Origin of the sequence: Azonexus hydrophilus (assembly GCF_038368255.1) — a bacterium.
In the GTDB taxonomy this organism is placed as follows: Bacteria; Pseudomonadota; Gammaproteobacteria; order Burkholderiales; family Rhodocyclaceae; genus Azonexus; species Azonexus hydrophilus.
This window is the reverse complement of record NZ_CP151406.1, coordinates 641,077-665,133: the sequence shown is the minus strand read 5'-3', so window position 1 is coordinate 665,133 and position 24,057 is coordinate 641,077. Positions and strand designations below refer to the sequence as shown.

The 24,057-nt window shown below is 63.8% G+C and carries 28 protein-coding genes; 11 read left to right on the top strand and 17 right to left on the bottom strand.

Features of this window, described 5'->3' with window-relative positions:
• Positions 1 to 2 precede the first annotated feature (2 nt).
• Genes rpoZ through AADV58_RS03250 form a run of 3 tightly spaced genes read right to left on the bottom strand, consistent with a single transcriptional unit; the run spans position 3 to position 1,727 of the window.
• The gene (gene rpoZ / locus AADV58_RS03260; protein WP_028993586.1) at positions 3 to 209 is read right to left on the bottom strand and encodes a DNA-directed RNA polymerase subunit omega; all 207 of its coding nucleotides are present in this window, start codon (positions 207 to 209) and stop codon (positions 3 to 5) included.
• Positions 210 to 232: 23 nt separating this feature from the next.
• Entirely contained in the window at positions 233 to 841 is a 609-nt protein-coding gene (gmk, locus tag AADV58_RS03255) for a guanylate kinase (RefSeq protein ID WP_341744074.1), read from the bottom strand.
• Between the two features lie 19 nt (positions 842 to 860).
• A complete protein-coding gene (locus AADV58_RS03250) occupies positions 861 to 1,727 on the bottom strand; it encodes a YicC/YloC family endoribonuclease (RefSeq protein WP_341744073.1) in 867 nt (288 codons plus the stop codon).
• Between the two features lie 78 nt (positions 1,728 to 1,805).
• Between AADV58_RS03250 and AADV58_RS03245 the strand changes: the two genes are divergently transcribed.
• The 7 genes from AADV58_RS03245 (at position 1,806) to AADV58_RS03215 (ending at position 7,989) form a co-directional block, all read left to right on the top strand.
• Positions 1,806 to 2,753, top strand: coding sequence for a serine/threonine protein kinase (locus AADV58_RS03245; protein ID WP_028993589.1), 948 nt, complete (start codon positions 1,806 to 1,808; stop codon positions 2,751 to 2,753).
• A complete protein-coding gene (locus AADV58_RS03240) occupies positions 2,750 to 3,667 on the top strand; it encodes a PP2C family protein-serine/threonine phosphatase (RefSeq protein WP_028993590.1) in 918 nt (305 codons plus the stop codon). The genes AADV58_RS03245 and AADV58_RS03240 overlap by 4 nt, the downstream gene beginning before the upstream one ends.
• A gap of 10 nt (positions 3,668 to 3,677) precedes the next feature.
• Complete coding sequence (gene rph, locus AADV58_RS03235; protein WP_281983250.1) at positions 3,678 to 4,394, top strand: ribonuclease PH; 717 nt, start codon at positions 3,678 to 3,680, stop codon at positions 4,392 to 4,394.
• The gene (gene rdgB / locus AADV58_RS03230) at positions 4,391 to 4,978 is read left to right on the top strand and encodes an RdgB/HAM1 family non-canonical purine NTP pyrophosphatase (protein WP_341744072.1); all 588 of its coding nucleotides are present in this window, start codon (positions 4,391 to 4,393) and stop codon (positions 4,976 to 4,978) included. Before rph ends, rdgB begins: the two co-directional genes overlap by 4 nt.
• A gap of 74 nt (positions 4,979 to 5,052) precedes the next feature.
• Positions 5,053 to 6,093 carry a PDDEXK nuclease domain-containing protein gene (locus tag AADV58_RS03225; protein WP_341744071.1) on the top strand — a complete coding sequence of 347 codons (1,041 nt, stop codon included), beginning with the start codon at positions 5,053 to 5,055 and terminating at the stop codon, positions 6,091 to 6,093.
• An 8-nt stretch (positions 6,094 to 6,101) separates the two neighbouring features.
• A complete protein-coding gene (hemW, locus tag AADV58_RS03220) occupies positions 6,102 to 7,322 on the top strand; it encodes a radical SAM family heme chaperone HemW (RefSeq protein WP_341744070.1) in 1,221 nt (406 codons plus the stop codon).
• Positions 7,312 to 7,989: a helix-turn-helix transcriptional regulator gene (locus AADV58_RS03215; protein ID WP_341744069.1), complete on the top strand. Its 678-nt coding sequence runs from the start codon at positions 7,312 to 7,314 to the stop codon at positions 7,987 to 7,989. The genes hemW and AADV58_RS03215 overlap by 11 nt, the downstream gene beginning before the upstream one ends.
• On the opposite strand, the gene AADV58_RS03210 is transcribed toward AADV58_RS03215, so the two are convergent.
• Complete coding sequence (locus tag AADV58_RS03210; RefSeq protein ID WP_028993596.1) at positions 7,986 to 8,369, bottom strand: VOC family protein; 384 nt, start codon at positions 8,367 to 8,369, stop codon at positions 7,986 to 7,988. The two genes, AADV58_RS03215 and AADV58_RS03210, sit on opposite strands and share 4 nt — an antisense overlap.
• Positions 8,370 to 8,465: 96 nt before the next feature.
• On the bottom strand, positions 8,466 to 8,876 hold the full coding sequence (locus AADV58_RS03205; RefSeq protein ID WP_281983260.1) for a YidB family protein: 411 nt from the start codon (positions 8,874 to 8,876) through the stop codon (positions 8,466 to 8,468).
• Positions 8,877 to 9,175: 299 nt separating this feature from the next.
• Between AADV58_RS03205 and AADV58_RS03200 the strand changes: the two genes are divergently transcribed.
• The 3 genes from AADV58_RS03200 (at position 9,176) to AADV58_RS03190 (ending at position 12,527) form a co-directional block, all read left to right on the top strand.
• Entirely contained in the window at positions 9,176 to 10,669 is a 1,494-nt protein-coding gene (locus AADV58_RS03200; protein WP_341744068.1) for a HEPN domain-containing protein, read from the top strand.
• A 115-nt stretch (positions 10,670 to 10,784) separates the two neighbouring features.
• Positions 10,785 to 11,366 carry a TetR/AcrR family transcriptional regulator gene (locus AADV58_RS03195; RefSeq protein ID WP_028993600.1) on the top strand — a complete coding sequence of 194 codons (582 nt, stop codon included), beginning with the start codon at positions 10,785 to 10,787 and terminating at the stop codon, positions 11,364 to 11,366.
• 84 nt (positions 11,367 to 11,450) lie between these two features.
• Positions 11,451 to 12,527, top strand: coding sequence for an alkene reductase (locus AADV58_RS03190; RefSeq protein ID WP_341744067.1), 1,077 nt, complete (start codon positions 11,451 to 11,453; stop codon positions 12,525 to 12,527).
• Between the two features lie 40 nt (positions 12,528 to 12,567).
• Here AADV58_RS03190 and AADV58_RS03185 read toward each other — a convergent pair whose 3' ends face one another.
• Genes AADV58_RS03185 through thiS form a run of 6 tightly spaced genes read right to left on the bottom strand, consistent with a single transcriptional unit; the run spans position 12,568 to position 17,795 of the window.
• A complete protein-coding gene (locus AADV58_RS03185) occupies positions 12,568 to 14,655 on the bottom strand; it encodes a response regulator (protein WP_341744066.1) in 2,088 nt (695 codons plus the stop codon).
• 8 nt (positions 14,656 to 14,663) lie between these two features.
• Positions 14,664 to 15,059 (bottom strand): YchJ family protein, encoded by a 396-nt coding sequence (locus AADV58_RS03180; RefSeq protein WP_341744065.1) that lies wholly within the window; start codon positions 15,057 to 15,059, stop codon positions 14,664 to 14,666.
• A complete protein-coding gene (locus AADV58_RS03175) occupies positions 15,047 to 16,009 on the bottom strand; it encodes a recombination-associated protein RdgC (protein WP_341744064.1) in 963 nt (320 codons plus the stop codon). The genes AADV58_RS03180 and AADV58_RS03175 overlap by 13 nt, the downstream gene beginning before the upstream one ends.
• Before the next feature lies 1 nt (position 16,010).
• The gene (trmB, locus tag AADV58_RS03170) at positions 16,011 to 16,799 is read right to left on the bottom strand and encodes a tRNA (guanosine(46)-N7)-methyltransferase TrmB (RefSeq protein WP_341744063.1); all 789 of its coding nucleotides are present in this window, start codon (positions 16,797 to 16,799) and stop codon (positions 16,011 to 16,013) included.
• Positions 16,796 to 17,578, bottom strand: coding sequence for a thiazole synthase (locus tag AADV58_RS03165; protein WP_341744062.1), 783 nt, complete (start codon positions 17,576 to 17,578; stop codon positions 16,796 to 16,798). Before AADV58_RS03165 ends, trmB begins: the two co-directional genes overlap by 4 nt.
• A 13-nt stretch (positions 17,579 to 17,591) precedes the next feature.
• Positions 17,592 to 17,795, bottom strand: a complete 204-nt coding sequence (gene thiS / locus AADV58_RS03160; RefSeq protein ID WP_341744061.1) for a sulfur carrier protein ThiS — start codon at positions 17,793 to 17,795, stop codon at positions 17,592 to 17,594.
• Between the two features lie 85 nt (positions 17,796 to 17,880).
• Between thiS and AADV58_RS03155 the strand changes: the two genes are divergently transcribed.
• Positions 17,881 to 18,078 carry a hypothetical protein gene (locus AADV58_RS03155; protein ID WP_341744060.1) on the top strand — a complete coding sequence of 66 codons (198 nt, stop codon included), beginning with the start codon at positions 17,881 to 17,883 and terminating at the stop codon, positions 18,076 to 18,078.
• Between the two features lies 1 nt (position 18,079).
• Here AADV58_RS03155 and AADV58_RS03150 read toward each other — a convergent pair whose 3' ends face one another.
• From AADV58_RS03150 to AADV58_RS03125, 6 genes are read right to left on the bottom strand one after another with little or no spacing between them, the layout of a single operon-like run.
• A complete protein-coding gene (locus AADV58_RS03150) occupies positions 18,080 to 18,853 on the bottom strand; it encodes an SDR family oxidoreductase (RefSeq protein WP_341744059.1) in 774 nt (257 codons plus the stop codon).
• A complete protein-coding gene (locus AADV58_RS03145) occupies positions 18,854 to 19,498 on the bottom strand; it encodes a thiol:disulfide interchange protein DsbA/DsbL (RefSeq protein WP_028993608.1) in 645 nt (214 codons plus the stop codon). It lies immediately after the preceding gene.
• A gap of 11 nt (positions 19,499 to 19,509) precedes the next feature.
• Complete coding sequence (locus AADV58_RS03140; RefSeq protein WP_341744058.1) at positions 19,510 to 20,106, bottom strand: SPOR domain-containing protein; 597 nt, start codon at positions 20,104 to 20,106, stop codon at positions 19,510 to 19,512.
• A gap of 8 nt (positions 20,107 to 20,114) precedes the next feature.
• Complete coding sequence (gene argS, locus AADV58_RS03135; RefSeq protein ID WP_341744057.1) at positions 20,115 to 21,878, bottom strand: arginine--tRNA ligase; 1,764 nt, start codon at positions 21,876 to 21,878, stop codon at positions 20,115 to 20,117.
• A gap of 31 nt (positions 21,879 to 21,909) precedes the next feature.
• Positions 21,910 to 22,431 carry a DNA-deoxyinosine glycosylase gene (locus AADV58_RS03130; protein WP_341744056.1) on the bottom strand — a complete coding sequence of 174 codons (522 nt, stop codon included), beginning with the start codon at positions 22,429 to 22,431 and terminating at the stop codon, positions 21,910 to 21,912.
• Between the two features lie 10 nt (positions 22,432 to 22,441).
• Positions 22,442 to 23,941, bottom strand: a complete 1,500-nt coding sequence (locus AADV58_RS03125) for a diguanylate cyclase (protein ID WP_341744055.1) — start codon at positions 23,939 to 23,941, stop codon at positions 22,442 to 22,444.
• Between the last annotated feature and the right edge of the window lie 116 nt (positions 23,942 to 24,057).

Sequence of the window (24,057 nt, the reverse complement as noted above, 5' to 3'; positions counted from 1 at the left end):
GATCAGGCTTGGCCGCGATTGAGGACTTCCACGCCGACCTTGCCCAGCGCCATTTCGCGCAAGGCGATGACGGTCGGCTTGTCCTTGTCGACCTCAACCAGCGGCGTCGCGCCGTTGGCGATCTGGCGAGCGCGATGGGCGGCGGCCAGGGTCATCTGGAAACGGTTCGGAATTCTTTTCAGGCAATCATCGACGGTAACGCGAGCCATGGTCTAACCTCTATTCAATCTTTTCAAAGCAAACGGGAAAACAACGCGGGATGCTGCAGGCGCTGCTTGCCCGGACTCAGGCGCGAACTGCGCACGATGGCACGCAAATCCTGCAAAGCCTGATCCAGTTGGTCGTTAATGATAGCATAGTCGAACTCCCCGACATGGCGCATCTCCGCCTCTGCCGCGGCAAGACGGCGCTCGATGACGTCCTGCGCATCGGTGCCGCGACCGGTCAGACGCCGGCTCAGTTCGTCCATCGACGGCGGCAGGATGAAGACGCCGATCGCCGCCGGGAACAGCTTGCGGACCTGCTGCGCGCCCTGCCAGTCGATCTCGAGCAGCACGTCGTGGCCGGCCGCCAGCTGGTCGCCGATCCACTTCTTCGAGGTGCCGTAGAAATTGCCGTGCACCTCCGCCCACTCCAGGAACTCGTCGCCAGCGATCATGCTGCGAAAGCGGTCGACGCTGACGAAGTGATATTCCCGCCCATCCTGCTCACCCGGCCGCGGGGCGCGCGTGGTGAAGGAAATCGACAGATGGACACTGCCTTCCTCGGCCAGCAGCATGCGCACCAACGTGGTCTTGCCGGCACCCGACGGTGCCGCGACGACATAGAGATTCCCGGACATGGTCAGTACTCCCCTGGCGTCATTCGAGGTTCTGGATCTGTTCGCGCATCTGCTCGATCAGCAGCTTGAGCTCCATCGCCGCCTGCGAGACTTCGGTGATGGCGGACTTGGAGGCCAGCGTATTGGCTTCGCGATTGAGTTCCTGCATCAGGAAATCGAGACGCTTGCCGCAGGCGCCACCGGCCTTGAGCACCCGCTCGACCTCGTCGAGGTGGGTGGTCAGCCGGGACAGTTCCTCGGCCACGTCGATGCGCGTAGCAAACACGGCGACTTCCTGCAGGATGCGGTCATCGCTTGCGTTGCCGAGCGCTTCCAGCAGGCGCTGCCGCAGTTTCTCGGTAAACAAGGCCTGTGCTTCGGGAATGCGCGGGGCAACATCGCTGACGATCCGGCGCATGGCGCCCACTCGATCAACGATCGTCTGCGCCAGCTTGGCCCCCTCGCGCCCCCGGCTCGCCGTGAATTCGTCGAGCACCTCGTTGGCCAGCGCGAGCACGACCGGCCCCAGGGCGGCAAAATCGACGCCCTGCTCGCCGAACATACCCGGCCAGCGCAAGGCTTCGTTGACCGACAGCGGCGCCGCATCCGGCAAGCGGCTGCGCACCTGGGCGCCCAGCGCGCTCAGCGCGTCGAGCAAATCGACATTGATCTGCAACTGCTCGCCACGGGCGGCGGTGGCGTTGAAATTCAGGCGGCACTCGACCTTGCCCCGGTTCAGCCGCTTGGCAAGCAGTTCGCGCAGCGGCATTTCCATCGCGCGCAGGTCTTCGGCAACGCGAAAGTGAAAATCCAGATAGCGGGAATTGACGCTTTTTAGTTCCAATTGCAGCGTTCCACGCTCAAGATCGCGGGTTTTCACTGCATATCCGGTCATGCTACAAATCATCGGGGCTTGCTCTCCAGCTTTACAGGTCGGACAACACGCCCGACAATGCCTGTTGATTGCATCATAACCGCGAGATCGATGGCGCAACAAGCCAACCACCCGCTACCTAGCGGCCACCAGCTGGAGGAGTACACGATCGACCGCCAGTTGTCGCTGGGCGGTTTTTCCATCGTGTACCTGGCCCGTGATCCCGAAGGAACGCAAGTCGCGATCAAGGAATACCTGCCCAACAGCCTGGCGCTGCGGGCCAAGGGCGACATCAAGCCGATCATCAGCGAAGACCATCTCGGTCCTTTCCGCTACGGCATGAAATGTTTCTTCGAGGAAGGCCGGGCACTGGCCCGACTCTCGCACCCGAACGTGATCCGCGTGCTGAACTTCTTCCGCGCCAACGAAACGGTCTACATGGTCATGGAGTACGAGCACGGCCGCACGCTGCAGGAATTCATCCACAAGCATCAGGGCCATGTTTCCGAACGTTTCATCCGCGGCGTGTTCACACGCATGCTCAACGGCTTGCGGGAAGTGCACTCGCACAAGCTGCTGCACCTCGATCTCAAGCCCTCGAACATCTACCTGCGCGGCGACAATTCCCCGGTCCTGATCGACTTCGGCGCCGCCCGACAGACCCTGGCCAGCGACCAGCCCATGCTCAAGCCGATGTACACCCCGGGCTTTGCCTCGCCCGAACACTACGGCGAACGCAAGAATCTCGGCCCGTGGAGCGACATCTACAGCGTCGGTGCCTCGATGTACGCCTGCCTGGCCGGCTCGGCACCGCAAGCGGCTGACGAACGCCTGAAGAAAGACACCCTGACGCCGGCCATGGTGCGCTGGGAAGGCCAGTTCTCCGACCGCCTGCTGGAAATCATCGACTGGTGCCTCAACCTCAACCACCTGTATCGCCCGCAAAGCGTCTTTGCGCTGCAAAAGGCCCTGGTGGCCGACGTCCATCCGCCGCACATCCGTCAGCCGGGTAACTGGCTCGGACGTTTCGTCGGCAAATTCCGGAGTTCCCCGAGATGAGATTCACCATCTACCAGGACAGCCGCCAGGGTGGCCGCAACAACAATGAAGACCGCACCACTTACTGCTATTCCCGCGACGCCCTGCTGATGGTCGTCGCCGACGGCATGGGCGGGCATCATCATGGTGAGATTGCCGCCCAGATCGCCGTCCAGACGCTGGCCAGCGCCTTCCAGCACGAAGCCCGGCCGCACCTCGACGACCCTTTCCGCTTCCTGCAGCGGGGCATGACCAATGCCCACCATGCCATTCTCGACTACACCGCCCGCCATCGCCTGCCGGACTCGCCGCGCACCACCTGCGTCGCCTGCATCATCCAGGACAACGTCGCCTACTGGGCGCATGCCGGCGACTCGCGGCTGTTCCTGATCCGTGCCGGCCGGGTCATCGCCCAGACCAAGGATCACTCGCGCATCCGCCTGCTGCTCGAAGAGGGCCTGATCACCGAAGCCCAGGCCGAACGCCACCCGGATCGCAACAAGATCTACAGTTGCCTGGGCAGCCCGTCGGCGCCGGAAATCGACTTCTCGCGCAAGACGCCGCTCGAACATGGCGACATCATCCTGCTCTGCAGCGATGGACTGTGGGGCGTGATGCCCGGCGAGAAGATCGCGCTGGTACTGCCCGGCAACAACCTGCTGCAAGCGGCGCCACTACTGATGAATCAGGCCGAGGCACGCGGCGGGCTGCATGGCGACAACCTGTCGGTGGTCGCCGTGCATTGGGAAGACAATTACGTCGAAGCCCTGAGCAGCGCCATTTCGACGCAGACCATGCCGGTCGACGAGGTCACCACCAAACTCGAAGAATTCGGCCGCAACCCGAGCTACAAGAGCGATCTCTCCGACGACGAGATCGAGGCAGCGATCGAGGAAATCCGCGCTGCCATCGACAAGTTCAACCCGAAGAAGTAAAGGAATCCCCATGCGTCCCAGCCAGCGTCAGCCGGACCAGCTCCGCGCCGTCCGCATCACCCGCAATTTCACCCGCCACGCCGAAGGCTCAGTGCTGATCGAAATGGGCGACACCCGCGTACTGTGCACCGCCTCGGTCGAGGAAAGCCTGCCGCCCTTCCTGCGCGGCAAAGGCCAGGGCTGGGTCACCGCCGAATACGGCATGCTGCCGCGCTCGACGCACACGCGCAGCGCGCGCGAAGCGGCCAAGGGCAAGCAGACCGGCCGCACCCAGGAAATCCAGCGCCTGATCGGCCGCAGCCTGCGCGCCGTGACCGACCTCAAGGCCCTCGGCGAGCGCCAGATCACCCTCGACTGCGACGTCCTGCAAGCCGACGGCGGCACCCGCTGCGCCTCGATCACCGGCGCCTGGATCGCCCTCTACGAGGCCTGCGAGAAGCTGGTGCAAGCCGGCAAGCTGCCGGCCAACCCGGTCAAGGACCACGTCGCCGCGATCTCGGTCGGCATCTACGAAGGCAGCGCGGTGCTCGACCTCGACTACCCGGAAGACGCCAACTGCGACACCGACATGAACGTGATCATGACCGGCAAAGGCGGCATCGTCGAAGTCCAGGGTACGGCCGAAGGCGAACCCTTCACCCGCGAACAGATGAACGTGCTGATGGACCTCGCCCAGATGGGCATCCGCCAGCTCGTCGCCGAACAGCAAAGCGCGCTCGCCGCATGAAAAAGCTCGTCCTCGCCTCGAACAACGCCAAGAAGATGAAGGAGCTGAACGCGCTGCTCGCGCCGCTCGGCTTCGAAGTCATCCCGCAAGGCCAGCTCGGCATCCCGGAAGCCGAAGAACCGCACTGCACCTTCGTCGAGAACGCCCTCGCCAAAGCCCGCCACGCCGCCCAGCACTGCGGCCTGCCGGCGCTCGCCGACGACTCCGGCCTGTGCGTCAAGGCGCTCGGCGGCGCCCCCGGCGTGATTTCCGCGCGCTATGCCGGCGAACCCAAATCCGACGCCCGCAACAACGAAAAGCTGCTTGCCGACCTCGCCGGCCAGAGCGACCGCCGCGCCCACTTCGTCAGCTGCCTGGTCCTCTGCCGCAGCGCCGACGACCCGCAACCGATCATCGCCGAAGGCGAATGGCACGGCGAAATCGTCGACCAATACCGCGGCGACGGCGGCTTCGGCTACGACCCGCTGTTCTTTGTCCCGGAATTCGGGAAAACCGCCGCCGAACTCGACGCCGACACCAAAAACCGCGTCTCGCACCGTGGTCGGGCAATGCAGAAGCTGATCGAACGCCTGCCGGAACTCTGACGCACCACTTTCCACGTGTTTCCGGTATGCTGGTCGCCCAGTACATTTAATCAAATGTCATCCGGAATTCAGCCATGAGCGATCAGCCCATACGCTTCACGGAACAGCCTGTTGGCTATACCGACTGGCTGGCCGACCTGAAAACCCGCATCCACACCGCCCAGCAACGCGCAACGCTGGCGGTCAACCGCGAACTGGTGCTGCTCTACTGGCAGATCGGCCGCGACATCCTGGCCCGGCAAGGCGAACAGGGCTGGGGCACCAAGGTCATCGACCGCCTGGCCGAGGATTTGCGCCAGGCCTTCCCCACCATGAAAGGCTTCTCGCCGCGCAACCTCAAGTACATGCGCGCCTTTGCCGAGGCCTGGCCGGACGAGGCAATTGTGCAAGGGGTGCTTGCACAATTGCCTTGGTACCACCAGATCGCGCTGCTGGACAAACTCCCCGGCCCCGAAACCCGCCGCTGGTACGCCGCCAAGGCCATCGAGCACAACTGGTCGCGCAATGTCCTGGTGATGCAGATCGAAGCCCGGCTACTGGAGCGCAGCGGCAATCTGGTTTCGAATTTTCCCGACACCCTGCCTGCACCACAATCCGACCTCGCCCGCGAGGCGCTGAAAGATCCTTACCGTTTCGATTTCCTCGGCCTGACCGAAGCGGCGCACGAACGCGACATCGAAAACGCCCTGATGCAGCACGTCACCGACTTCCTGCTCGAACTGGGCGCCGGCTTTGCCTTCGTCGGCCGGCAGGTGTTGCTGAACGTCGGCGGTGAGGAGTTCTTCATTGACCTGCTCTTTTATCACCTCAAGTTGCGCAGCTACGTCGTGATCGAACTGAAAGGCGGCAAGTTCAAGCCGGAACACCTGGGACAACTCGGCTTCTACATGACCGCCATTGATCGCCAGATCAAGCACGCCCAGGACAACCCGACCATCGGCCTGCTGCTGTGCAAGAGCAAGAACAAAGTAGTGGCCGAATATGCGCTGGGCGACAAAGGCCAGCCGATGGGCATCGCCGAGTACAAGCTGCTGGAATCGCTACCCGAGGAACTACAGACGAGCCTGCCGAGCATCGAGCAGATCGAGGCAGAACTGGCCAAACTTGCGCCATAATCCGCCCAATGCGCCCAACCATCCCTATTATTCCAGCGTCCACACGGTCGCCCGCAGCATCCCCCGACAGCCCGCTCGAATTCCGCAAATCCCCGGCCCTCTCGCTCTACGTCCATATCCCGTGGTGCGTGCGCAAGTGTCCGTATTGCGACTTCAACTCGCACGAGAACGGCGGCGAGATTCCCGAGCGGGAGTACGTCGATGCGCTGATCGCCGACCTGCAGTCGGCGCTGCCGCTGATCTGGGGGCGACCGGTGCAGACGGTTTTCTTCGGCGGCGGCACGCCCAGCCTGCTGTCGGCGGGCGCCATCGACGAACTGATCGGCGCCTTCCGGGCGCTGGCGATGTTGTCGCCGGAAGCCGAGATCACGCTCGAAGCCAATCCCGGCACGGTCGAGGCCGGCAAGTTCGCCGGCTTTCGCGCCGCCGGGGTCAATCGGCTGTCGCTCGGCATCCAGAGCTTCAACGACGAACACCTCAAGGCGCTCGGCCGCATCCACGGCAGCGCCGAAGCGAAGCGCGCGGCGCAACTGGCCGGCGAGCACTTCGAACGCTTCAACCTCGACCTGATGTACGGCCTGCCGTACCAGACGCAGGCGCAAGCGCTCGCCGACATCGACACCGCGCTGTCCTTCGCGCCGGCGCATCTCTCCTGCTACCAGCTGACGCTGGAGCCGAACACGCACTTCGCCGCCTTCCCGCCCGACCTGCCCGAAGGCGACCTGTGCGCCGACATGCAGGAAGCCATCGAAGCCCGGCTGACCGCCGCCGGATACGCCAACTACGAGACCTCGGCCTTCGCCCAGCCCGGCCGGCAGTGCCTGCACAACCTCAACTACTGGCATTTCGGCGACTACCTCGGCATCGGCGCCGGCGCCCATTCCAAGCTGACGCTGCACGACCGCGTGCTGCGCCAGATGCGCCACAAGCACCCCAAGGCCTACCTGGAAAACGTCCGCGCCGGCCGGCCTATCCAGGAAGAACACGCGGTCGCCGCCGCCGAACTGCCCTTCGAATTCATGATGAACGCGCTGCGCCTGGCCGACGGCTTCGCCTCCAGCCTGTTCGAACTGCGCACCTCGCGGCCGCTCGCCGCGATCCTGCCGCAACTCAAGGCAGCGCAGGCCGACGGCCTGCTCGACCTCGGCCCGGAAAAAATCGCGCCGACCGCCAAGGGCCGGCGCTTCCTCAACGTGCTGCTGGAACGCTTCCTCGACGATGGCCAATGACGCGGCCGGCCGCCTGCCCGACACCGTCCTCGCCGCCTGGCAGCACGAAGTCGCGGCAGCGGAACTGTCGCCGGTGCTGCCCGACGGCTGCCAGGACCTGATCTGCCGGATCGACGCCGGCCAGCCGCCGCACTGGTTCGTCAGCCCATTGGCCACCGCCACCGAACAGGTCGCCAGCCCGGGCGGCTGCCGTTACCTGGGCTTTCGCCTGCACCCCGGCACCCGCATCGACACCACCCGCCTGCTCGCTGCAGTCGCCACCCGGGCACCCGACGCGCGCAGCGAAATCGGCAATCTGCTCGCCGACTTCACCCGGCGCGATCCGGCAACGCAGGAAATCCTCGCCACCCTGGCCGAAGTCGCCACACCGGCCGCCGCGCGGCAGCGCCTGGGCATCCGCGAACGCACGCTGGAAAGACTGTGCCGGCGCGACACCGGGCAAACCGCCGGCTTCTGGATTGCACTGGCGCGCGTCCGCCGCGCCGCCGTCGCCATCGACAGCGAACTGCCGCTAACCGACATCGCCGGCCTCTGCGGCTACGCCGACCAGGCCCACCTGAACCGTGCCTTCCGCCGCTGGTTCGCCGCCTCGCCGGCACAATTCCGCCGCTCGCCGCAACTGCTGTCGCTGGCCCGCGCCAGCGGCTTCGCGACCGACCCGATCTAGCCGCCGACCGCCGTACACAACTCGACGAGGTAACCCTCGTGATCGGCCACATAAGCCACCGTCTGCCCCCAGGGCATCGCCTCCGGCGCCTGCACCAGGCGCGCACCGGCCGCCAGCGCGCGGTCGACCGCCGCCGCGACATCGTCGCAAACGAAAGCAATCTCGAAACAGGGGGCGCCGCTATCGGGCGCCGACGGCTGCTTGCCCAACTGGCGCATCAGCGCCCGCGACGAAAAAGCGAGCGCCGTGCCGCCGGTCTCCAGTTCGCCGAAATCGCCGCTCTCATGCAGGAAGCGCACGCTCAGCCCGAAGGCGGCAACGTAGAAGTCGAGCGTCCGGCGGACGTCGTCGACGTAAAGGATGGTGTAGCCGAATTTCATCTTGCCGTACTCCGCGAAAGAATGGAGATGGCATTGTCGCAGCGCCCGCCGCCCGCGTCTTGAACGAAACCGACAGGCGCTACCGCCGAAAAGGCCTCAGCCGAACAGCCCACCCTTCTTCAACATGCCCAGCCCCTGCGCCAGCAGATCGCCGCCTTCCGGCAGCTTGCCGCCCGGCGTCAGTTGATCGACCAGACCGGGCAGAAAATCGGCCAGCCCGCTCGACACCTCCTGCGGCGCCACCCCGGCCTGCCCAGCCAGTTTGCCGATAAAGTCGTTGCCGAGCACCGAACTCAACTGATCGCCCGACACCGGCAGGTTCTTACCGGTCGACACCCAGGAATTGACGATCTCGCCCAACCCACCCTGCTGAAAAGCCTGCACCAGACCGCCAAGGCCGCCCGGATACTGATTGACCAACTGCATGGCCATCTCGGCCAGCCCGTTACCCTTGCCACCGAGTGCATTGGCGGCCAGCCCGCCGACTACCTGATCGAGAAGACCCATGATTTGCTCCTGAGGAAAAAAGCTTATCGTACCGGGACGGGGTTGGGCGACGGGTTAAGAATTGTGATGGCGATGGATGAAGGCTATCGGAAGTAACCAAGTGCTTCATATCGAAGTCTGATTATTAACCGTAACGGACTTCGGTATAAGTATTCAATCGAACTGTAATAAGGCGCTTAACCGGTACTCCGATTGCATAGTGAATAATAATACCGAAAAATCTTCAGCAACCGTCATGCCCTATCTTCACCTTTCATTTTCCCTAACCCGATAGATAACTGATTAACTGGAGAAATCCGATGGCTCGACACGCGATTCCTGACTCGGTTGATTTTGTCGGCGAGTGGTTCCTTCCAATCGAAGGCGAAAATTCTAAGCAAATCCCAGGGACGCTCTCGTGGTCATCCGGAAGGGCATTGCTCCAGCTCAACGACGCTTTCACTCCTCTTCGCGGCCCCTTCTTTGGCGACGAAGAACATCATTATCAAGCCATCCATGGAACGACAACAAATAACAATATTGTCAGCGTACTTCGCGCATTGAGGACTGGTACCCACATAAATTTTGGTCAAGCCGGCTTTCGTGAGTCTGAGCGATTGATTTCCAGTTGGGTTATCGTCGGTGCCCACGTAGCCCCTCAAACCAGATACAGTGAAATTCGGTTCCGAATACCAGGCCTGCAAATTTGGTTAGGCAGATCGGGGGTCCGGCAAACCATTCTTCCAAAGACGGAGAACTCCCCTGCAGGTGTTATTTATCAGATCGATGGTCTAGCAGAAGAAACGACATCTATCCCTTGCCTAAACATGGCAATAGGCTGGGGGATTGATAGAAATTTCTCGGGAGACCTAATCACTGACATCACAGTCAAGACATCGGCCTGTCTTCGAATCAAGCCACATGAACCACAAAATATCGATTGGTTCCTAACCCAACTCAGCAAAGCAAGCACATTGCTTGCCTTCATTTCCGGTACGCCAATGGCTCCTGACCATGTATCGGCAATCGTGGCGGACACAGGACAAGAGGTGGAAATTCTAGTGGCCTTGCGTGAAGCGAAATGCTGCACTTTTAGTCGAGAGTGGGACTTTTTCATGCTTCGCCCGGATATGGTGAGCGACATGGCAGACATCTTCATTCGATGGTTCGAAATTTACGATTCAATTGCCATGCCAAGCCAGTTAGCTCTCAGTGTGTTGTCATCTGAAAAGCTTTGGTTGCATGTTGAGTTTTTGTCTCTCATGCAGGCTTTGGAAGGCTTTCATCGAGCTACCACACCCGGTCTGTATGTGACAGAAGAACAGTACGAGCCAATCCACCAGGCTCTGAGTAATGCTATTCCAAAATTTGTACGAAAAGATCACAGAGAGGCGCTGAAATCGCGTATCCGATACGGCAACGAAGTCTCACTGAGGAAGCGGCTTGATGCACTAGTAAGCCGACTTGAGCTTCCGCTACGTAAGCGCATTCTCGGAGGGAACGGCAGCATGCCGCGAAGTTGGGTGGTGACCCGCAACTATTACACGCACTGGGATGAGGCCTCACGCGCATCAACGCTAGACGGGCCTGACATGCATCGCGCGGCTGCACGAATGAAAACCCTGCTGAGAGCACTCTATCTGGATTTGGCCGGAGTGCCTCAATCAGCAATCGAAAATTCACTAAAAAATGCCTGCAAAGAAAGTCAGTACCTAATTCAGCTTAATAGTGCAGAAATGCGGAAGAAGAATCCAGAGTCTGAGTACGGTGTAATGATGCGTGTGGATGTTAAGGATGCAGAGAGCCCCCAATGAGTAGTCCGCTCAGTCATCCACGACACTTGCACAACGACTGAACTCTGTTCAGCGGAATAGCAACCGCCAAGAAAATACTAGACGACTGGTCTAATCAAGCGCACAATCCCTCCCCATGAAAACCCGTCACGACAACACCCGCCAGCATGTCCTTGAAACCGGCCAGCGCATCATTGCCGGCAAGGGCTTTGCCAGTGTCGGGTTGAACGAGATTCTGACCGCGGCCGGGGTGCCCAAGGGGTCGTTCTACCATTACTTCGAGTCCAAGGAGCAGTACGGGCAGGCCTTGCTGGAGGATTACTTCGCGCGTTACCTGGCCGATCTCGATGCGCTGTTCGCGGCCGAGGCGCTGAGTGCGCAGGAGCGGCTGGCGTGTTACTGGCAGCGCTGGCTGGACAAGCAGGCGGCGTGCGCCGAGCAGCAGTGCCTGGTGGTCAAGCTGGGCGGCGAGGTGGCGGATTTGTCCGATCCGATGCGCGAGACGCTGCGCGACGGCACCGGGCAGATCGTCAGCCGCATTGCCCGGCTGCTCGAAACCGGCATGGCCGATGGTTCGATCCCGCCGCTCGATGCCGCGGCGACGGCGCAGACGCTGTACCAGTTGTGGCTGGGCGCCAGCCTGCTGGCCAAGCTGCAGCGCCAGGCGCAGCCGCTGGAGAATGCCTTGCAGTTCACCCGGCAATTGTTGAGCCGCTGATTTAATTCCGGGCCGTCCGCCAACGGCCATTTTTTGACGCAATAAACTAGACGACCGGTCTAATCAAACCTCAGGAGAAACGCCATGACCACGCTGTTCGAGCCGATCCAGATCGGCGACATCACCCTCGCCAACCGTATCGTGATGGCGCCGCTGACGCGCAATCGTGCCGTCGCCGGCAACTGCCCCGGCCCGCTGACCGTCGAGTATTACCGCCAGCGCGCCACTGCTGGCCTGATCATTGCCGAGGCCAGCCCGATTTCGCCGATGGCGCAGGGCTACCTCGACACCCCGGGCATCTGGTCGGCCGAGCAGGTCGCCGCCTGGCGTGCCGTCACCGACGCGGTGCATGCCGAGGGCGGCAAGATCGTGCTGCAGTTGTGGCACGTCGGCCGCATTTCGCATGTGTCGCTGCTGCCGGACGGCGCCGCGCCGGTATCCGCCACCGCCCGCACCGCCGAGGCCAGCACCTTCACCCGCGACGGCTTCGTGCCGGTGTCGGCGCCGCGCGCCTTGCGCGACGACGAGTTGCCCGGTCTGGTCAATGATTACCGACTGGCGGCGCGCAACGCCATTGCCGCCGGCTTCGACGGCGTCGAGATCCACGCCGCCAACACCTACCTGCTCGAACAGTTCCTGCGCGACAGCGTCAATGACCGCAGCGGCCCCTACGGCGGCAGCATCGAGAACCGCGCCCGCCTGCTGTTCGAGGTGGTCGAGGCCATCGTCGGCGAGATCGGCGCCGGCCGCACCGGCATCCGCCTGAGCCCGCTGACCACCTTCACCGCGCCGCTCGACAGCAACCCGCAGGCGCTCTACGGCTACGTCGTCGACAAGCTGGCCGGCTACGGCCTGGCCTTCCTGCACATCATCGAGGGCGAAACCGGCGGCACGCGCACGCCGGCGGCCAGCTTCGACTACGCCGCCGCCCGCCGCGCCTTCAAGGGGCCGTGGCTGGTGAACAACGGCTACGACAAGGCACTGGCCGAGCAGGTGATCGCCGACGGCGGCGCCGACCTGATCGCCTTCGGCCGTGGCTTCATCGCCAACCCGGACCTCGTCCGCCGCCTGCGCGAAGGTGCGCCGTGGAACGAACTGCGCGCCGACAAGCTGTACGGCGGCGGGGCCGAGGGTTACACCGACTACCCGACGCTGGCGTAAGCGGTATTCGCCGGCCGGGCGCAGCGGTGCGTCGTCGCCGTCAGCGCCCGGATTTGCGCCGCACGTGGCGCTGCAACAGCGCCAGCAGTCCGACCGGGTCGATGGGTTTGGTGACCCGGTCGAGCATGCCGGCCTCGATACACCGGGTGCGGTCGCTCTCTTCCGCGTAGGCCGTCTGGGCGATCACCGGCAAGGCGGGTGAAAGTTCGTGCAGCATGCGGGTCGTCTCGAAGCCGTCCATCCCCGGCATCATGATGTCCATCAGCACCACGTCGAATGCGCTGCCCCCGGCTGCGCGCACCATGTCGACCGCACTTGCCCCGTCGCTCGCCAGGCTGACGATGGCGCCTTCCTGGGTGAGGATTTCTTCGAGCACCTGGCGGTTGATTTCATTGTCGTCGACCACCAGCACGGCCACGCCGGCCAGGGCGGCGCCGGGATGAGCGACTAGCGGCGCGGGCGGTTCGGCTGCCGGCGAAGTCGCCGGGACATAAGGCAGGCGGATGGTGAACAGCGAGCCCTTGCCGGCCGTGCTGCTCAATTCCAGACGGCCATTCATCAGTTGCACCAGATGGTGGCTGATCACCAGGCCCAGGCCGGTACCGCCAAAGCGCCGGGTGATCGACGAATCTGCCTGGGCAAACGGCTGGAACAGCTTGGCCTGCTCGGCCTCGCTGATCCCGATCCCGGTATCGGCGACTGAAAAGACCAGCATGCCGTCGCCCGTGCCGGCCCGTAACCTGACCGAACCGGTATCGGTGAATTTCACCGCATTCGACAACAGGTTGAGCAGAACCTGGGCGATCCGCAGCGCGTCACCAACGCAGCGCCTGGGCAGATCGGGCTGACGCTCCAGTTCGAGACGCAGCCCCTTGTCTTCGGCGCGTTCGCGGACCAGCAACAAGACATGGGCCAGCATCTCGTCCAACGAGAATTCGCGGGCCTCGATGTGCAACTTCCCGGCTTCGATCTTGGACAAGTCGAGAATATCGTCGATCACCCGCTGCAGCAGCTTTCCCGACTCGATGATGCGGGCAAACGCCTGCTGCACCTCGGCCTGCTCGAAACGACGCAGGCCGACCTGGGCCAGGCCGAGCACCCCATTGAGCGGCGTCCGGATTTCATGACTCATGTTAGCCAGGAACTCGCTCTTGACCTTGGCCAGACGCTCGGCCTCATGTCGGGCCTTGTCGAGTTCCGCCGTGCGCTGCGCGACCATTTCTTCGAGGCGGTCGCGATGGCGCGCCAGTTCGGCTTCGCTGGCCTGGAGCGAGGCGACCTTGCGGGCCACCTCGCGCCGCAACCAGAAATTGCCGCCGATGAATAACAAGAGCAGCGCCAGCAGGCCGCCGCCGACCCACCAGACCACCGGCGACAGCCGGGTCGCCGCATCGCCGCGGCCCCATTTGAGCAGGATCTTCTTGTACGCCGAATCCTCGCCGAGGCGATTGGCGCGCAGCCAGCGATCGATGCCCTGCAGCACCGTGGGATCGCTGCCCTTGGGGGCAGCAAAATACAGACGGGCCGGATTGAACAGGATGGTCGTATCGTGCAGTCCGAGGCGGTCCATGTGCCGGTCGCCGAAATGCTGGTTGGCAGCGACGACGTCGGCTTCGCCACGCGCCGTCATGGCAAAGGCGTCATCGAGCGACGCGGCCGGCAGCAAGGTCGCCGCCAGCCCGGAGGCCTGCAGCAGTTCGCTGAGAAAACGCTGCTGCACCGAGCCGTCGAGCACGGCGATGCGTTTTCCGTCCAGGTCCGCGTAGCTGAGGATGTGCACGCCCGGCCGCCGGTAAAGCTGCGACCAGCTCAACAGCGCCGGCGTCGTATGGAAGTCGTAGATTTTCGCGCGGGCTTCGGTATGGGCCACATCCGGCATCAGGTCCAGCTTGCCGTCGACCAGCATTTCCAGGCAGTCCTGCCAGGCACACGGCTGGTAGCGCAGTTCCCAGCCCTCGGCGAGCGCCACGGCGTCCAGCAGCTCGATGAAGATGCCCTGCGGCTTCCCGTTCTCGCCGATGAATATCTTGGGATTGTTCTGATAAACACCGACGCGCAACTCCCGCGGCTCGGCAACAGCGGGGCTGCACGCAAACAGGCAGGCGAGGATCAGGGCGGCAAGGCGCACGGCATCGATCAGGGGTTGATCATGCCGTCAATATACATCCAGATGCCATCTTCCTTGATGAATCGGCTCAGTTCGTGCAAGCGATAGCCGCGCCCGGCGATGCGGTAGCGTGCGACGAAATCGACCGTCGCGTGCGTCTCGTCCTGCTGTCGGTGAGCACGCACTTCCAGCCCCAGCCATTTGCTGTCGTCGGCAGCAAGGTCGAGTTCGCTCGGCCGCGTCGACGCATGCCAGGTAGCGCGCAGGTAATCGTCGAGCTTGAGCACGTAGGCCGCGTAGCGCGAGCGCATCAGCGCTTCGGCCGTCGGCGCCGGCTTTTCGCCGGCGTGCAGCGGCCCGCAGCAGGCGGCGTAGGGCTTGCCGCTGCCGCAGGGACAGGCTGCGCTGGGTTTCAGGCTTCCCACGGCGGGGTGCCGGCGGCGGCCGGGGCCGTGGCGGGCGCCTCGGCTTCGACCTGTTCACCGCCCAGGGCTTCGATCAGTTGCGGCAGGAAGCGCACCAGCTCACCGGTCATCAGCGCGAAATCGGCGTCGAACTGCTCGTCAGCGTGCTCGGCACTCTTCTCGGCCTCTTCCTTGAGCAGGTCGAGGAAAGCCAGGCGCTTGATCTCCAGCTTTTCGGTGAGGACGAAGCTGATCCGGTCGTCCCAGGTCAGCGCCAGGCGCGTCGGCAGCTTGCCGGCAGCGAGGTGGGCCTTGATCTCGGCGCCGACTTCGTCGCCCAGCGGATGGCGGACGTAGCGCACGGCAGCCTTTTCCTCGGCGACCGATTTCAGCTCGCAATCGCGGTCGACGGTGAAACCGGCCGGCGCATCGCCGCCAGCCAGCCAGTCGGCCATCGCCGATTGCGGCGAGAGTTGCGTGTGCAGCGCCTTCAACGGGAACTCGTCGAGGCAGTGGCGCAGGTGTTCGATGACTTCTTCGGCCTTGGCCGGGCTGCCGGCGTCGACGACGAACCAGCCGTTCTGCGGGTCGATCCAGACGAAGGTCGAGCGCTTGCGGGTGAAGGCGCGCGGCATCAGCTCCTCGGTGACGCGCTCCTTGATTTCCTTCATCTGCTTGCGGCCGGGCGGGTAGCCCTGCTGATCGGTGATCAGCTCGGCGCGCTCCTGCGCCGTTTCATTGACCACCGACGACGGCAGCAGGCGCTGCTCGACGGCCAGCGCGATCAGCCACTGGCGGTTGTTGGCGTAGATCAGCGCGCCGTCCTTGCGCGGCGACACCCAGCCACGCGACATCGGCTGGTTGGACGGACAGCGGGTGAATTCACCGCGCGCCAGTTGCTCGTCGAGCTTGGCCAGGTCGACCGCCCACGGCGTCGGCAGGCGGTAGATCTGCAGGTTCTTGAACCACATGTCAGCGTTTCCTGAATACGAGATCCCAGACACCGTGACCCAGACGCAGGCCGCGGTTCTCGAATTTGGTCAGCGGCCGGTATTCCGGACGCGGGGCGAAGCCGGCCAGGCCGGCGGCGGAATCGGCTTCCAGCGCGGCCGCCAGCGCCTCGGGCGCGGGATTGGCGACGCTGTTGTCCAGGCTGGGCTCGCGACCGAGCACGTCGAGCATCTGCAGCGCGTAGTTTTCCCAGTCGGTGGCGCAATGGATGTAGCCGCCCGGCTTCAGGCGCGAGGCGAGCAGCGCGACGAAGGGCGGCTGGATCAGCCGGCGCTTCTTGTGCCGCGTCTTGTGCCAGGGATCGGGGAAGAAGATGTGGATGCCGTCGAGCGAACCTTCAGCGAGCATGTCGCGCACCACTTCGACGGCGTCGTGATTGCCGATGCGCAGGTTGCTCAGGTTCTTCTCGGCAATCAGCTTGCACAGCGCGCCGACGCCGGGCACATGCACTTCCAGCCCGAAGTAATCGTTTTCCGGATGCGCCTCGGCGATGCGCGCCGTGGTTTCGCCCATGCCGCAGCCGATTTCCAGGATCTTCGGCGCCTGGCGGCCAAACACCGCCGTCAGGTCGATGTTTTCCGGCTGGTAGGCAATGCCGATCTTGGGCAGCATCGTCTCGTAGTAGCGCTGCTGCGCTTCCGACATGCGGCCGGCGCGGCGGACGAAGCTCTTGATGTGGCCGTGGCGGCCGGCGGTGTATTCGCCTTCGTCGCCTTCGGCGGCGGGGTGGATCAGCAGGTCGTCGCTCATGAACCGATCAGTCCGGTGGTCGGCGACGAGGGGTCGGCCGAGTAGTATTTGCGGGCCATGCGGCCGGCCAGGAAAGCCTCGCGGCCGGCTTCGATGCCCTTCTTCATGGCGCTGGCCATCAGCACCGGATTCCTGGCGTGGGCGATGGCGGTGTTCATCAGCACGCCGTCGCAGCCCAGTTCCATGGCAATGGTCGCGTCCGACGCGGTGCCGACGCCGGCATCGACGATGATCGGCACCTTGGCGTTATCGATGATCAGACGCAGGTTCCACGGATTGACGATGCCCATGCCCGAGCCGATCAGCGAAGCCAGCGGCATCACCGCAACGCAGCCGATCTCTTCGAGCATCTTGCACTGGATGGGATCGTCGGCGCAGTAGACCATCACCTCGAAGCCGTCCTTGACCAGCGTCTCGGCGGCCTTCAGCGTTTCCGGCATGTTCGGGAACAGGTTGGTCGGGTCGCCGAGGACTTCCAGCTTGCACAGCGGATGCCCGTCGAGCAGTTCGCGCGCCAGGCGCAGCGTGCGCACCGCGTCATCGGCCGTGTAGCAGCCGGCGGTGTTGGGCAGGATGGTGAATTGCGACGGCGGCACGGCATCGAGCAAGCTCGGCTGGCTGGCGTCCTGGCCGATATTCACGCGGCGCACGGCGACGGTGACGATCTCGGCGCCGGAAGCGTCAATGGCCGCGCGGGTCTCGGCGAAATCCTTGTACTTGCCGGTGCCGACCAGTAAACGGGAACGGTACGCCTTGCCGGCGATGGTCAGTTGATGCATGGAATACTCCCTTTCAGCCGCCGCCGACGGCGACGACGATTTCGAGTTGATCGCCCGAGGCCAGCGGCGTTGCCGCATGCTGGCTCTTGGGAACGATTTCGCCGTTTCTCTCGACGGCGATGCGCTTGCCCGCGTAGCCCAGTTGCTCGATCAGGCCGGCAACGGTCAGCGGGTCGGGAAATTGGCGGTTTTCGCCATTGATTTTGAGTTCGAGCATGGCGGGCATTTTAACAGGACTGTCTGACTGGGATTCGGCGGCAAATTGTCTATACTGATTTCATAACACCAACCCGGAGACTGCCATGTCCATCTTTGACGCCCCCATCGCCCGTTGCGAAGCCGTTCGTGAAATGGTGCTGACCGACGAAACCCAACTTGAATGCGCGCGCGAACACGAATGCCCGCCCGGTCGCGACTGTCCGCTCGACGGCTGCTTCGCCACACAGAGCGGGGTCAGCGAGGCAGCGAGCGACACCCTGCTGCAGCGGACTGCGCACTGAATCAGTCGCGCAGCAAGCCGCGCGGCTTGCGCGGGGCAGCGACGAAAAGACGGTCATAGAGCCAGTTCGGCAGCAGGCGCAGCAGCTTGGCGACGACACCCATCGGCCACGGAATCACCGTGTACGAGACGCCGCGTGCGATGGCCGCGGCGAAGCGCCGGGCCGCTTCCGGCGCTGGCAGCAGGAAGGGCATCTGATAGGGATTGACCGCCGTCATCGGCGTCTCGATGTAGCCCGGGGCGATGGTCACCACCTTGATGCCCTGCGGGCGCATTTCCAGGCGCAGGCTCTCGAGGTAGGCAATTGCCGCCGCCTTCGACGCCGAGTAGGCTTCCGCCCCCGGCAGACCACGAATACCGGCCACCGAGGCAATGCCGCACAGCCGCCGCTCACCACCGGCGGCCTTCATCGCCGGGATGAACGGCGCAAAGGTGGCCGCCATGCCGAAGACGTTGATATCCATGACCCGGCGGAAAACCGCCAGGTCTTCCTCGCACTCGGTCAGCGTACCGGCCGACACGCCGGCGTTGGCGATGACGATGTCGGGCACGCCGAAACGGGCGATGAAATCGCTGGCCGCTGCGTGCAGCGCCGGCGCATCGGTGACGTCGAGCGGATAACAGGCGTGTCCGCCGCCGAGGCGTTCATTCAGCGCCGCCAGAAAATCCGGACGGCGCGCGGCCAGGCCGAGCTGGGCGCCTTTTTCCGCGTAGTAAACGGCAAGCGCCTCGCCGATACCCGACGAGGCGCCCGTAATGAAGACTTTCAGCGTCAATTACTTCTTGCCGGCTTTCTCGCTGCGCACCCGGGCGATCAGCTTGTCGGCCACGGCCAGTTGCTGCTCGAACTGCAGGGTCGCGATCAGGAACTTGCCATCGACAGCCATCGCCGGCACGCCTTCGATCTTGAAGCCAGCTGCCATCTGGTCGCCACGGCGCACCTTGCTCTGGACACCGAAGGAACCGAAGGCATCGGTGAATTTCTTGCGATCGACACCGCGCGCTGCCACCCATCCGGCTGCGGTCTTTTCGTCAAACAGGTTGGTGCGTTCCTGGTGAATGGCCTTGAACACGTCGGCTTCCAGGCGCTTCAGATCACCGGTGATCTCGAGTGCGTAGTAGAGCTTGGCGGCGTTACCCCAGGCGGCACGGCCAAAGCTGACCGGCACTTTCTTGAGCACTACATCAGCCGGCAGACCAGCGGCCCAGAGATTGAGCAGCGGGTTGAAATCGGCACAGTGCGGGCAGCCATAGCTGAAGAATTCGACGACTTCGATCTTGGCGGCATCGTCGGTGGGCTGCACCGGATTGATCATGACGAAATCGCGACCCGCAGTCTGCGCGGCCAGCGGGCCGGCAACACTGAGGGTGGCGCCCATGGCGATGGCGGAAGTGACGAAACGTCGACGGCTGAATTCCATACCTGACTCCTTTATTTGGACAATTGGGCTTCGATGCCGGATTTGGCAAGATCGGAGCGTACTTTGTTCAATTCATCGAGCTTGTAATAGGGACCGATGCGGACACGGTAGAGCGTCTTGTCCTCGATCATGACCTGCAGCACCGACGACTGGATGCCCATAAAGGCCAGCTTGGCCTTCTGGTTGTCGGCATCCTGCGCCGTGCTGAACGAACCGGCCTGCAGGAACAGGGGAACCCGGCTTTCCTTGCTGCCTTCCTTGGCCGCTTCGGGCTTGGCGGTTTCGGGAACCACCGGCGCCGGCTCGACCTTGTCGGGCACGGCATCGGCCTTGCCCTGAAGGATGTCGTAAAACTGGAAACGCTTTTCCGGCACCGGATCGCCGGGCTTGCCGGGCAAGGCCAGCGGCTGCCCCGGCTGCGCCAGCGCCGGGCGCTCGCCGCCCTGTACCTGGTTGTTGAACGGCAGCGGGGCCTTGTTGATGTACCAGACCACCCCGGCGGCCAGGCAAACGCCGAGGACCAGGCCGATGAACATGCCGATCAGGGTGCCGCCGCCGGATTTTTTCTTCGCCGGCGGGCGTTTCGTGGATTTCATGTCGCGGGTCATGGTTTTCCTTACATCGATTCAGGCGCGCTGACGCCGAGAATCGCCAGGCCGTTGCGGATCACCTGGCGGACGGCGGCAGCCAGGGCGACGCGGGCATCGCGCAGGGCGGCATCGTCGACCAGCATGCGCTCGGCGTTGTACCAGCCATGGAATTCGCCGGCCAGATCCTTGAGGTAGAAGGCAATCATGTGCGGCGCCAGATCGCGGGCCGCAGTCTCGATCACTTCGCGGAACTGGCCGAGCTGGTTGGCAATCGCCAGTTCGCGCGGGTTGTTCAGCAAGGCCAGGTCGGCATCGGCCAGGCTGGCCAGGTCGCCGGCCCACTGGTTGATCACCGAGCAGACGCGGGCGTGGGCGTACTGGATGTAGTACACCGGATTCTCGTTGGTCTGGCTCTTGGCCAGGTCGAGGTCGAAGTCGAGGTGCTGGTCGGACTTGCGCAGCGCGTAGAAGAAGCGGCAGGCGTCGTTGCCGACTTCGCCGCGCAGTTCGCGCAGGGTCACGAATTCGCCGGAACGCGTGGACATCGAGGCCTTCTGGCCGTTACGGTAGAGCACGGCAAACTGAACCAGCGCCACCTGCAGTTTGTCGCTGTCGAGGTCGAGCGCCTTGACGGCGCCGGTCACGCGCGGGATGTAGCCGTGGTGATCGGCCCCCCAGATGTTGATGACCTTGTCGAAACCGCGTTCGAACTTGTTCAGGTGATAGGCGATGTCGGAGGCGAAGTAGGTGTACAGGCCGTTTTCACGCTGGACGACGCGGTCCTTCTCGTCGCCGAAGGTGGTCGACTTGAACCAGCGGGCACCGTTCTGCACGTAGAGGTGACCCTTCTTTTCCAGCAGGTCGACGCAGCGCGCGACCAGGCCGGTGTCGTAGAGCGCCTTCTCGGAGAACCAGACGTCGAAATGCACGCCGAACTGTTCGAGATCGTCGCGGCAGTCGGCCAGTTGTTCATTGAGCGCGTGCTGGTGCACGTATTCCCAATCGGCACCGAGCAATTCCTTGGCCTTGGCGATCAGCGCGTCGAGATGCAGTTCGCGCTGCTGCTTGGCTTCGTCGTCGCTGCGTCCGGCTTCGGGCAGGCCCGGGGTGCCGGCCAGTACCGCTTCGGCGGTGCGCACGTACTTGTCGCCGTGGGCATTCTTCAACTGCGCCGCCATGTCACGCACATAGCTGCCCTGGTAGGCGTTCGGCGGGAAGGGCACGACCACGTCGTGCTGTTCGAGATAGCGCAGCCAGGTCGACAGGCCGAGGATGTCCATCTGCCGGCCGGCGTCATTGACGTAGTATTCGCGGGTCACGTCCCAGCCGGCGAAGGTCAGCAGGCTGGACAGCGAGGCGCCGTAGGCGGCGCCGCGACCGTGGCCGACGTGCAGCGGGCCGGTCGGGTTGGCCGAGACGAACTCGACCTGGACCTTCTGCCAGCCGCCGGCGGTCGAGCGGCCGAAGTTTTCCTTTTCGGCGAGCACGGCCTTGACCACATCGGTCTTGGTGCCGGCGTCGAGGCGGAAATTGATGAAGCCGGCGCCGGCCACTTCGGCGGCCGTGACCAGCCGCGACGGCGGCAGTTCGTTGACCAGTTGCTGGGCAATTTCACGCGGATTCTTCTTCAGGGCCTTGGCCAGCTGCATCGCCAGGTTGGTGGCGAAATCGCCGTGCGACGGGTCGCGCGGGCGCTCGAGCTGAATCGGCGTATCGGTTGCGGTCGGGGCTACGCTGGCCAGCGCCTGTTGCAACAGGGCGGTCAGTTGGGTCTTGACGTCTTGGGCCATTGATCTGCGGCTGAAAATAGCAAAAGCGCGATTATACGCCCTCGCCGCCCGTCAACGGCTTGAGGATCGCCGACCAGGCGGCAAGCTTGGCCGCCCGGTTGAGTGCGGCATGCGCCGGACTGGTCGACGGCAGGCGCTGCAGGCGCAGGCCGGTCGCCGCCAGCGCGGGCAGAACGTGACGGCGAAACGCCTGTTCGGCAGCGGCGCCATTGAAGAACACATCGCGCACCCCAGGGTGCGCCGCAAAAAATGCCGGGAAATCGTTGGCACGCACACTGCCGGCAACGATGTCGGCGTCCAGGCTACCTTCACGCTCGCAGGCGGCGATCACATCCCACAGCGCCACCCCGGCGGCCTGCAGGGCCTGCAAGCGGGCCGGATAGGGCAATTCCGGCGAGAAACCGAACAGTTCGCCGACGATGGGCCAGAAGGCGTTGTGCGGATGCGCGTAATAGCGGCCGGCATCGAGCGAGGCGCGACCGGGCATGCTACCGAGAATCAGGATGCGGGCGCCGGGCGCGGCCACCGGCGGAAAACAGCAGACGTCGGCCATCGCGGCCGACTCAGGCGCCGATGACGCGGTTCTTGCCGGCGCGCTTGGCCTGGTACATTGCCAGGTCGGCACGGCGGATCGCATCGCTGCCGGATTCGCCTTCATCAAGCTGGGCGACGCCGGCACTGAAGGTGATCAGCACCTTGTCCTTGCCGGACAGGAAGAAGGCCTTGGTCAGCTCGCGCTGCAGCCGGACCATGGCCTCGACGCCCTGCTCCAGCGAGGTATCGGGCATCAGGATGACGAATTCCTCGCCGCCGTAACGCGCCAGCGTGTCGGTCGGACGCATGCAGGCACGGGCGACCTTGGCCAGGTGAATCAGCGCGTTGTCGCCGGCTTCATGGCCGAGACGGTCGTTGAGCCGCTTGAAGTTGTCGATGTCGAGCAGGCTCAGCGATAGCGCCGAATTGCGCCGGCGCATCGCGGCAATCTCGCGCTCCAGCGCTTCGTCCAGGCCTTTGCGGTTGAGCGTGTCGGTCAGCGGGTCGTGACGGGCGAGCGAGCTCGCGCTGTCGAGTTCGCGGTGCAACTGGATCAGTTCGGCCTCGGTCGCCAGCACCTTGTCCTGCAGACCGCGCAACTGCTCCCGGGAAACTGCCGTTTCCTCGGCCATGGCCTGGGTCGCCGACACGACATCCTTGAGCAGGGGCGCCAGATCCTCGATCCGCGATATCTGCTCGATCTGTCGGGCGCTGTTCTCGATGCGCTCCTGAAATTGTGCACTGGAGGAATTCATCGTCCCCAGACGCTCGATGAAGGCCGCCAGCATCTGGCGCATTTCCTCCTGCGCCTCAACCGAACGCGCCCGCGCCCGGCTCTGCTTCTCCATGACATCGCGCAGGCGCCGCTCCATCTCGTCGAGGTGACGCAGGGTCAGCGGCGGCTCGACCGCCGCCAGCAGACCGTCGATCTGGCCCTTGAACCAGGTATCGTCAACACTGAGTTCGCCGATGTTCTGGATGATCAATTGCAGAAGCTTGAGCAGCGACTCGCGGATTTCGATCTGCTCTTCGACCGCACAGGGAACCAGCACGGCAAATTCGCGCAGGACCGTATCCAGCCGCGAGAATTCGCAGGGCGAGATGCGCAGCGCCGCGAGCAAGGCATCGACGGCCTCGGCAAAACGGACATCATCACGCCCGAAGGCCGGCAACATCGTCTCGAACAGGTGCAACAGGGCCTGCGTCGTCTCGTGCGGCAGATGCGTGGCTGACGCATTGGCGGCGCCGGCTGAGATGAAGCCCTGCAGGGCGTCCTGCACACCTTGCCAGCTCCGCCCCGAAATCGCCGAATCGAGCCGGCTCAGTTGAGCGATCTGCGCATCACCACGCGGGGTAAGGGCCGCGGCCAGCTGGCGCAGGGGGGGCTCGGGAAACGGCGAGACATTGGGTAGATTGGCAATCTCGTTGTAGCACGCCTGGAAATTGGCAGGCGTCGGCGCCAGATGGCGCGATGCCAGCCGTTTCAGGGCTTCGCGAGCAATGACGGAAGGATTGCGTTGATCTGACATGGGCCGTTGTGTGCTTGGGGCGACGGACGCCGTTTGTATCCGCCATGAACTTGCAGCCAGTTTAGCTGAAACTGGCTGCCAATTTGCCAGTGAATCATCACTTGTACCGCCAGCGG

Coding starts and splice junctions, on each gene's coding strand:
- AADV58_RS03175 (WP_341744064.1), bottom strand. CDS start 16,009: ATGTGGTTCAAGAACCTGCAGATCTACCGCCTGCCGACGCCGTGGGCG.
- AADV58_RS03225 (WP_341744071.1), top strand. CDS start 5,053: ATGAGCGATCAGCCCATACGCTTCACGGAACAGCCTGTTGGCTATACC.
- AADV58_RS03140 (WP_341744058.1), bottom strand. CDS start 20,106: ATGACCCGCGACATGAAATCCACGAAACGCCCGCCGGCGAAGAAAAAA.
- trmB (WP_341744063.1), bottom strand. CDS start 16,799: ATGAGCGACGACCTGCTGATCCACCCCGCCGCCGAAGGCGACGAAGGC.
- AADV58_RS03245 (WP_028993589.1), top strand. CDS start 1,806: ATGGCGCAACAAGCCAACCACCCGCTACCTAGCGGCCACCAGCTGGAG.
- rdgB (WP_341744072.1), top strand. CDS start 4,391: ATGAAAAAGCTCGTCCTCGCCTCGAACAACGCCAAGAAGATGAAGGAG.
- AADV58_RS03240 (WP_028993590.1), top strand. CDS start 2,750: ATGAGATTCACCATCTACCAGGACAGCCGCCAGGGTGGCCGCAACAAC.
- AADV58_RS03130 (WP_341744056.1), bottom strand. CDS start 22,431: ATGGCCGACGTCTGCTGTTTTCCGCCGGTGGCCGCGCCCGGCGCCCGC.
- AADV58_RS03205 (WP_281983260.1), bottom strand. CDS start 8,876: ATGGGTCTTCTCGATCAGGTAGTCGGCGGGCTGGCCGCCAATGCACTC.
- AADV58_RS03165 (WP_341744062.1), bottom strand. CDS start 17,578: ATGCATCAACTGACCATCGCCGGCAAGGCGTACCGTTCCCGTTTACTG.
- AADV58_RS03145 (WP_028993608.1), bottom strand. CDS start 19,498: ATGGAATTCAGCCGTCGACGTTTCGTCACTTCCGCCATCGCCATGGGC.
- AADV58_RS03125 (WP_341744055.1), bottom strand. CDS start 23,941: ATGTCAGATCAACGCAATCCTTCCGTCATTGCTCGCGAAGCCCTGAAA.
- AADV58_RS03250 (WP_341744073.1), bottom strand. CDS start 1,727: ATGATTTGTAGCATGACCGGATATGCAGTGAAAACCCGCGATCTTGAG.
- AADV58_RS03195 (WP_028993600.1), top strand. CDS start 10,785: ATGAAAACCCGTCACGACAACACCCGCCAGCATGTCCTTGAAACCGGC.
- AADV58_RS03210 (WP_028993596.1), bottom strand. CDS start 8,369: ATGAAATTCGGCTACACCATCCTTTACGTCGACGACGTCCGCCGGACG.
- AADV58_RS03155 (WP_341744060.1), top strand. CDS start 17,881: ATGTCCATCTTTGACGCCCCCATCGCCCGTTGCGAAGCCGTTCGTGAA.
- hemW (WP_341744070.1), top strand. CDS start 6,102: ATGCGCCCAACCATCCCTATTATTCCAGCGTCCACACGGTCGCCCGCA.
- AADV58_RS03190 (WP_341744067.1), top strand. CDS start 11,451: ATGACCACGCTGTTCGAGCCGATCCAGATCGGCGACATCACCCTCGCC.
- AADV58_RS03215 (WP_341744069.1), top strand. CDS start 7,312: ATGGCCAATGACGCGGCCGGCCGCCTGCCCGACACCGTCCTCGCCGCC.
- argS (WP_341744057.1), bottom strand. CDS start 21,878: ATGGCCCAAGACGTCAAGACCCAACTGACCGCCCTGTTGCAACAGGCG.
- AADV58_RS03200 (WP_341744068.1), top strand. CDS start 9,176: ATGGCTCGACACGCGATTCCTGACTCGGTTGATTTTGTCGGCGAGTGG.
- rph (WP_281983250.1), top strand. CDS start 3,678: ATGCGTCCCAGCCAGCGTCAGCCGGACCAGCTCCGCGCCGTCCGCATC.
- thiS (WP_341744061.1), bottom strand. CDS start 17,795: ATGCTCGAACTCAAAATCAATGGCGAAAACCGCCAATTTCCCGACCCG.
- rpoZ (WP_028993586.1), bottom strand. CDS start 209: ATGGCTCGCGTTACCGTCGATGATTGCCTGAAAAGAATTCCGAACCGT.
- gmk (WP_341744074.1), bottom strand. CDS start 841: ATGTCCGGGAATCTCTATGTCGTCGCGGCACCGTCGGGTGCCGGCAAG.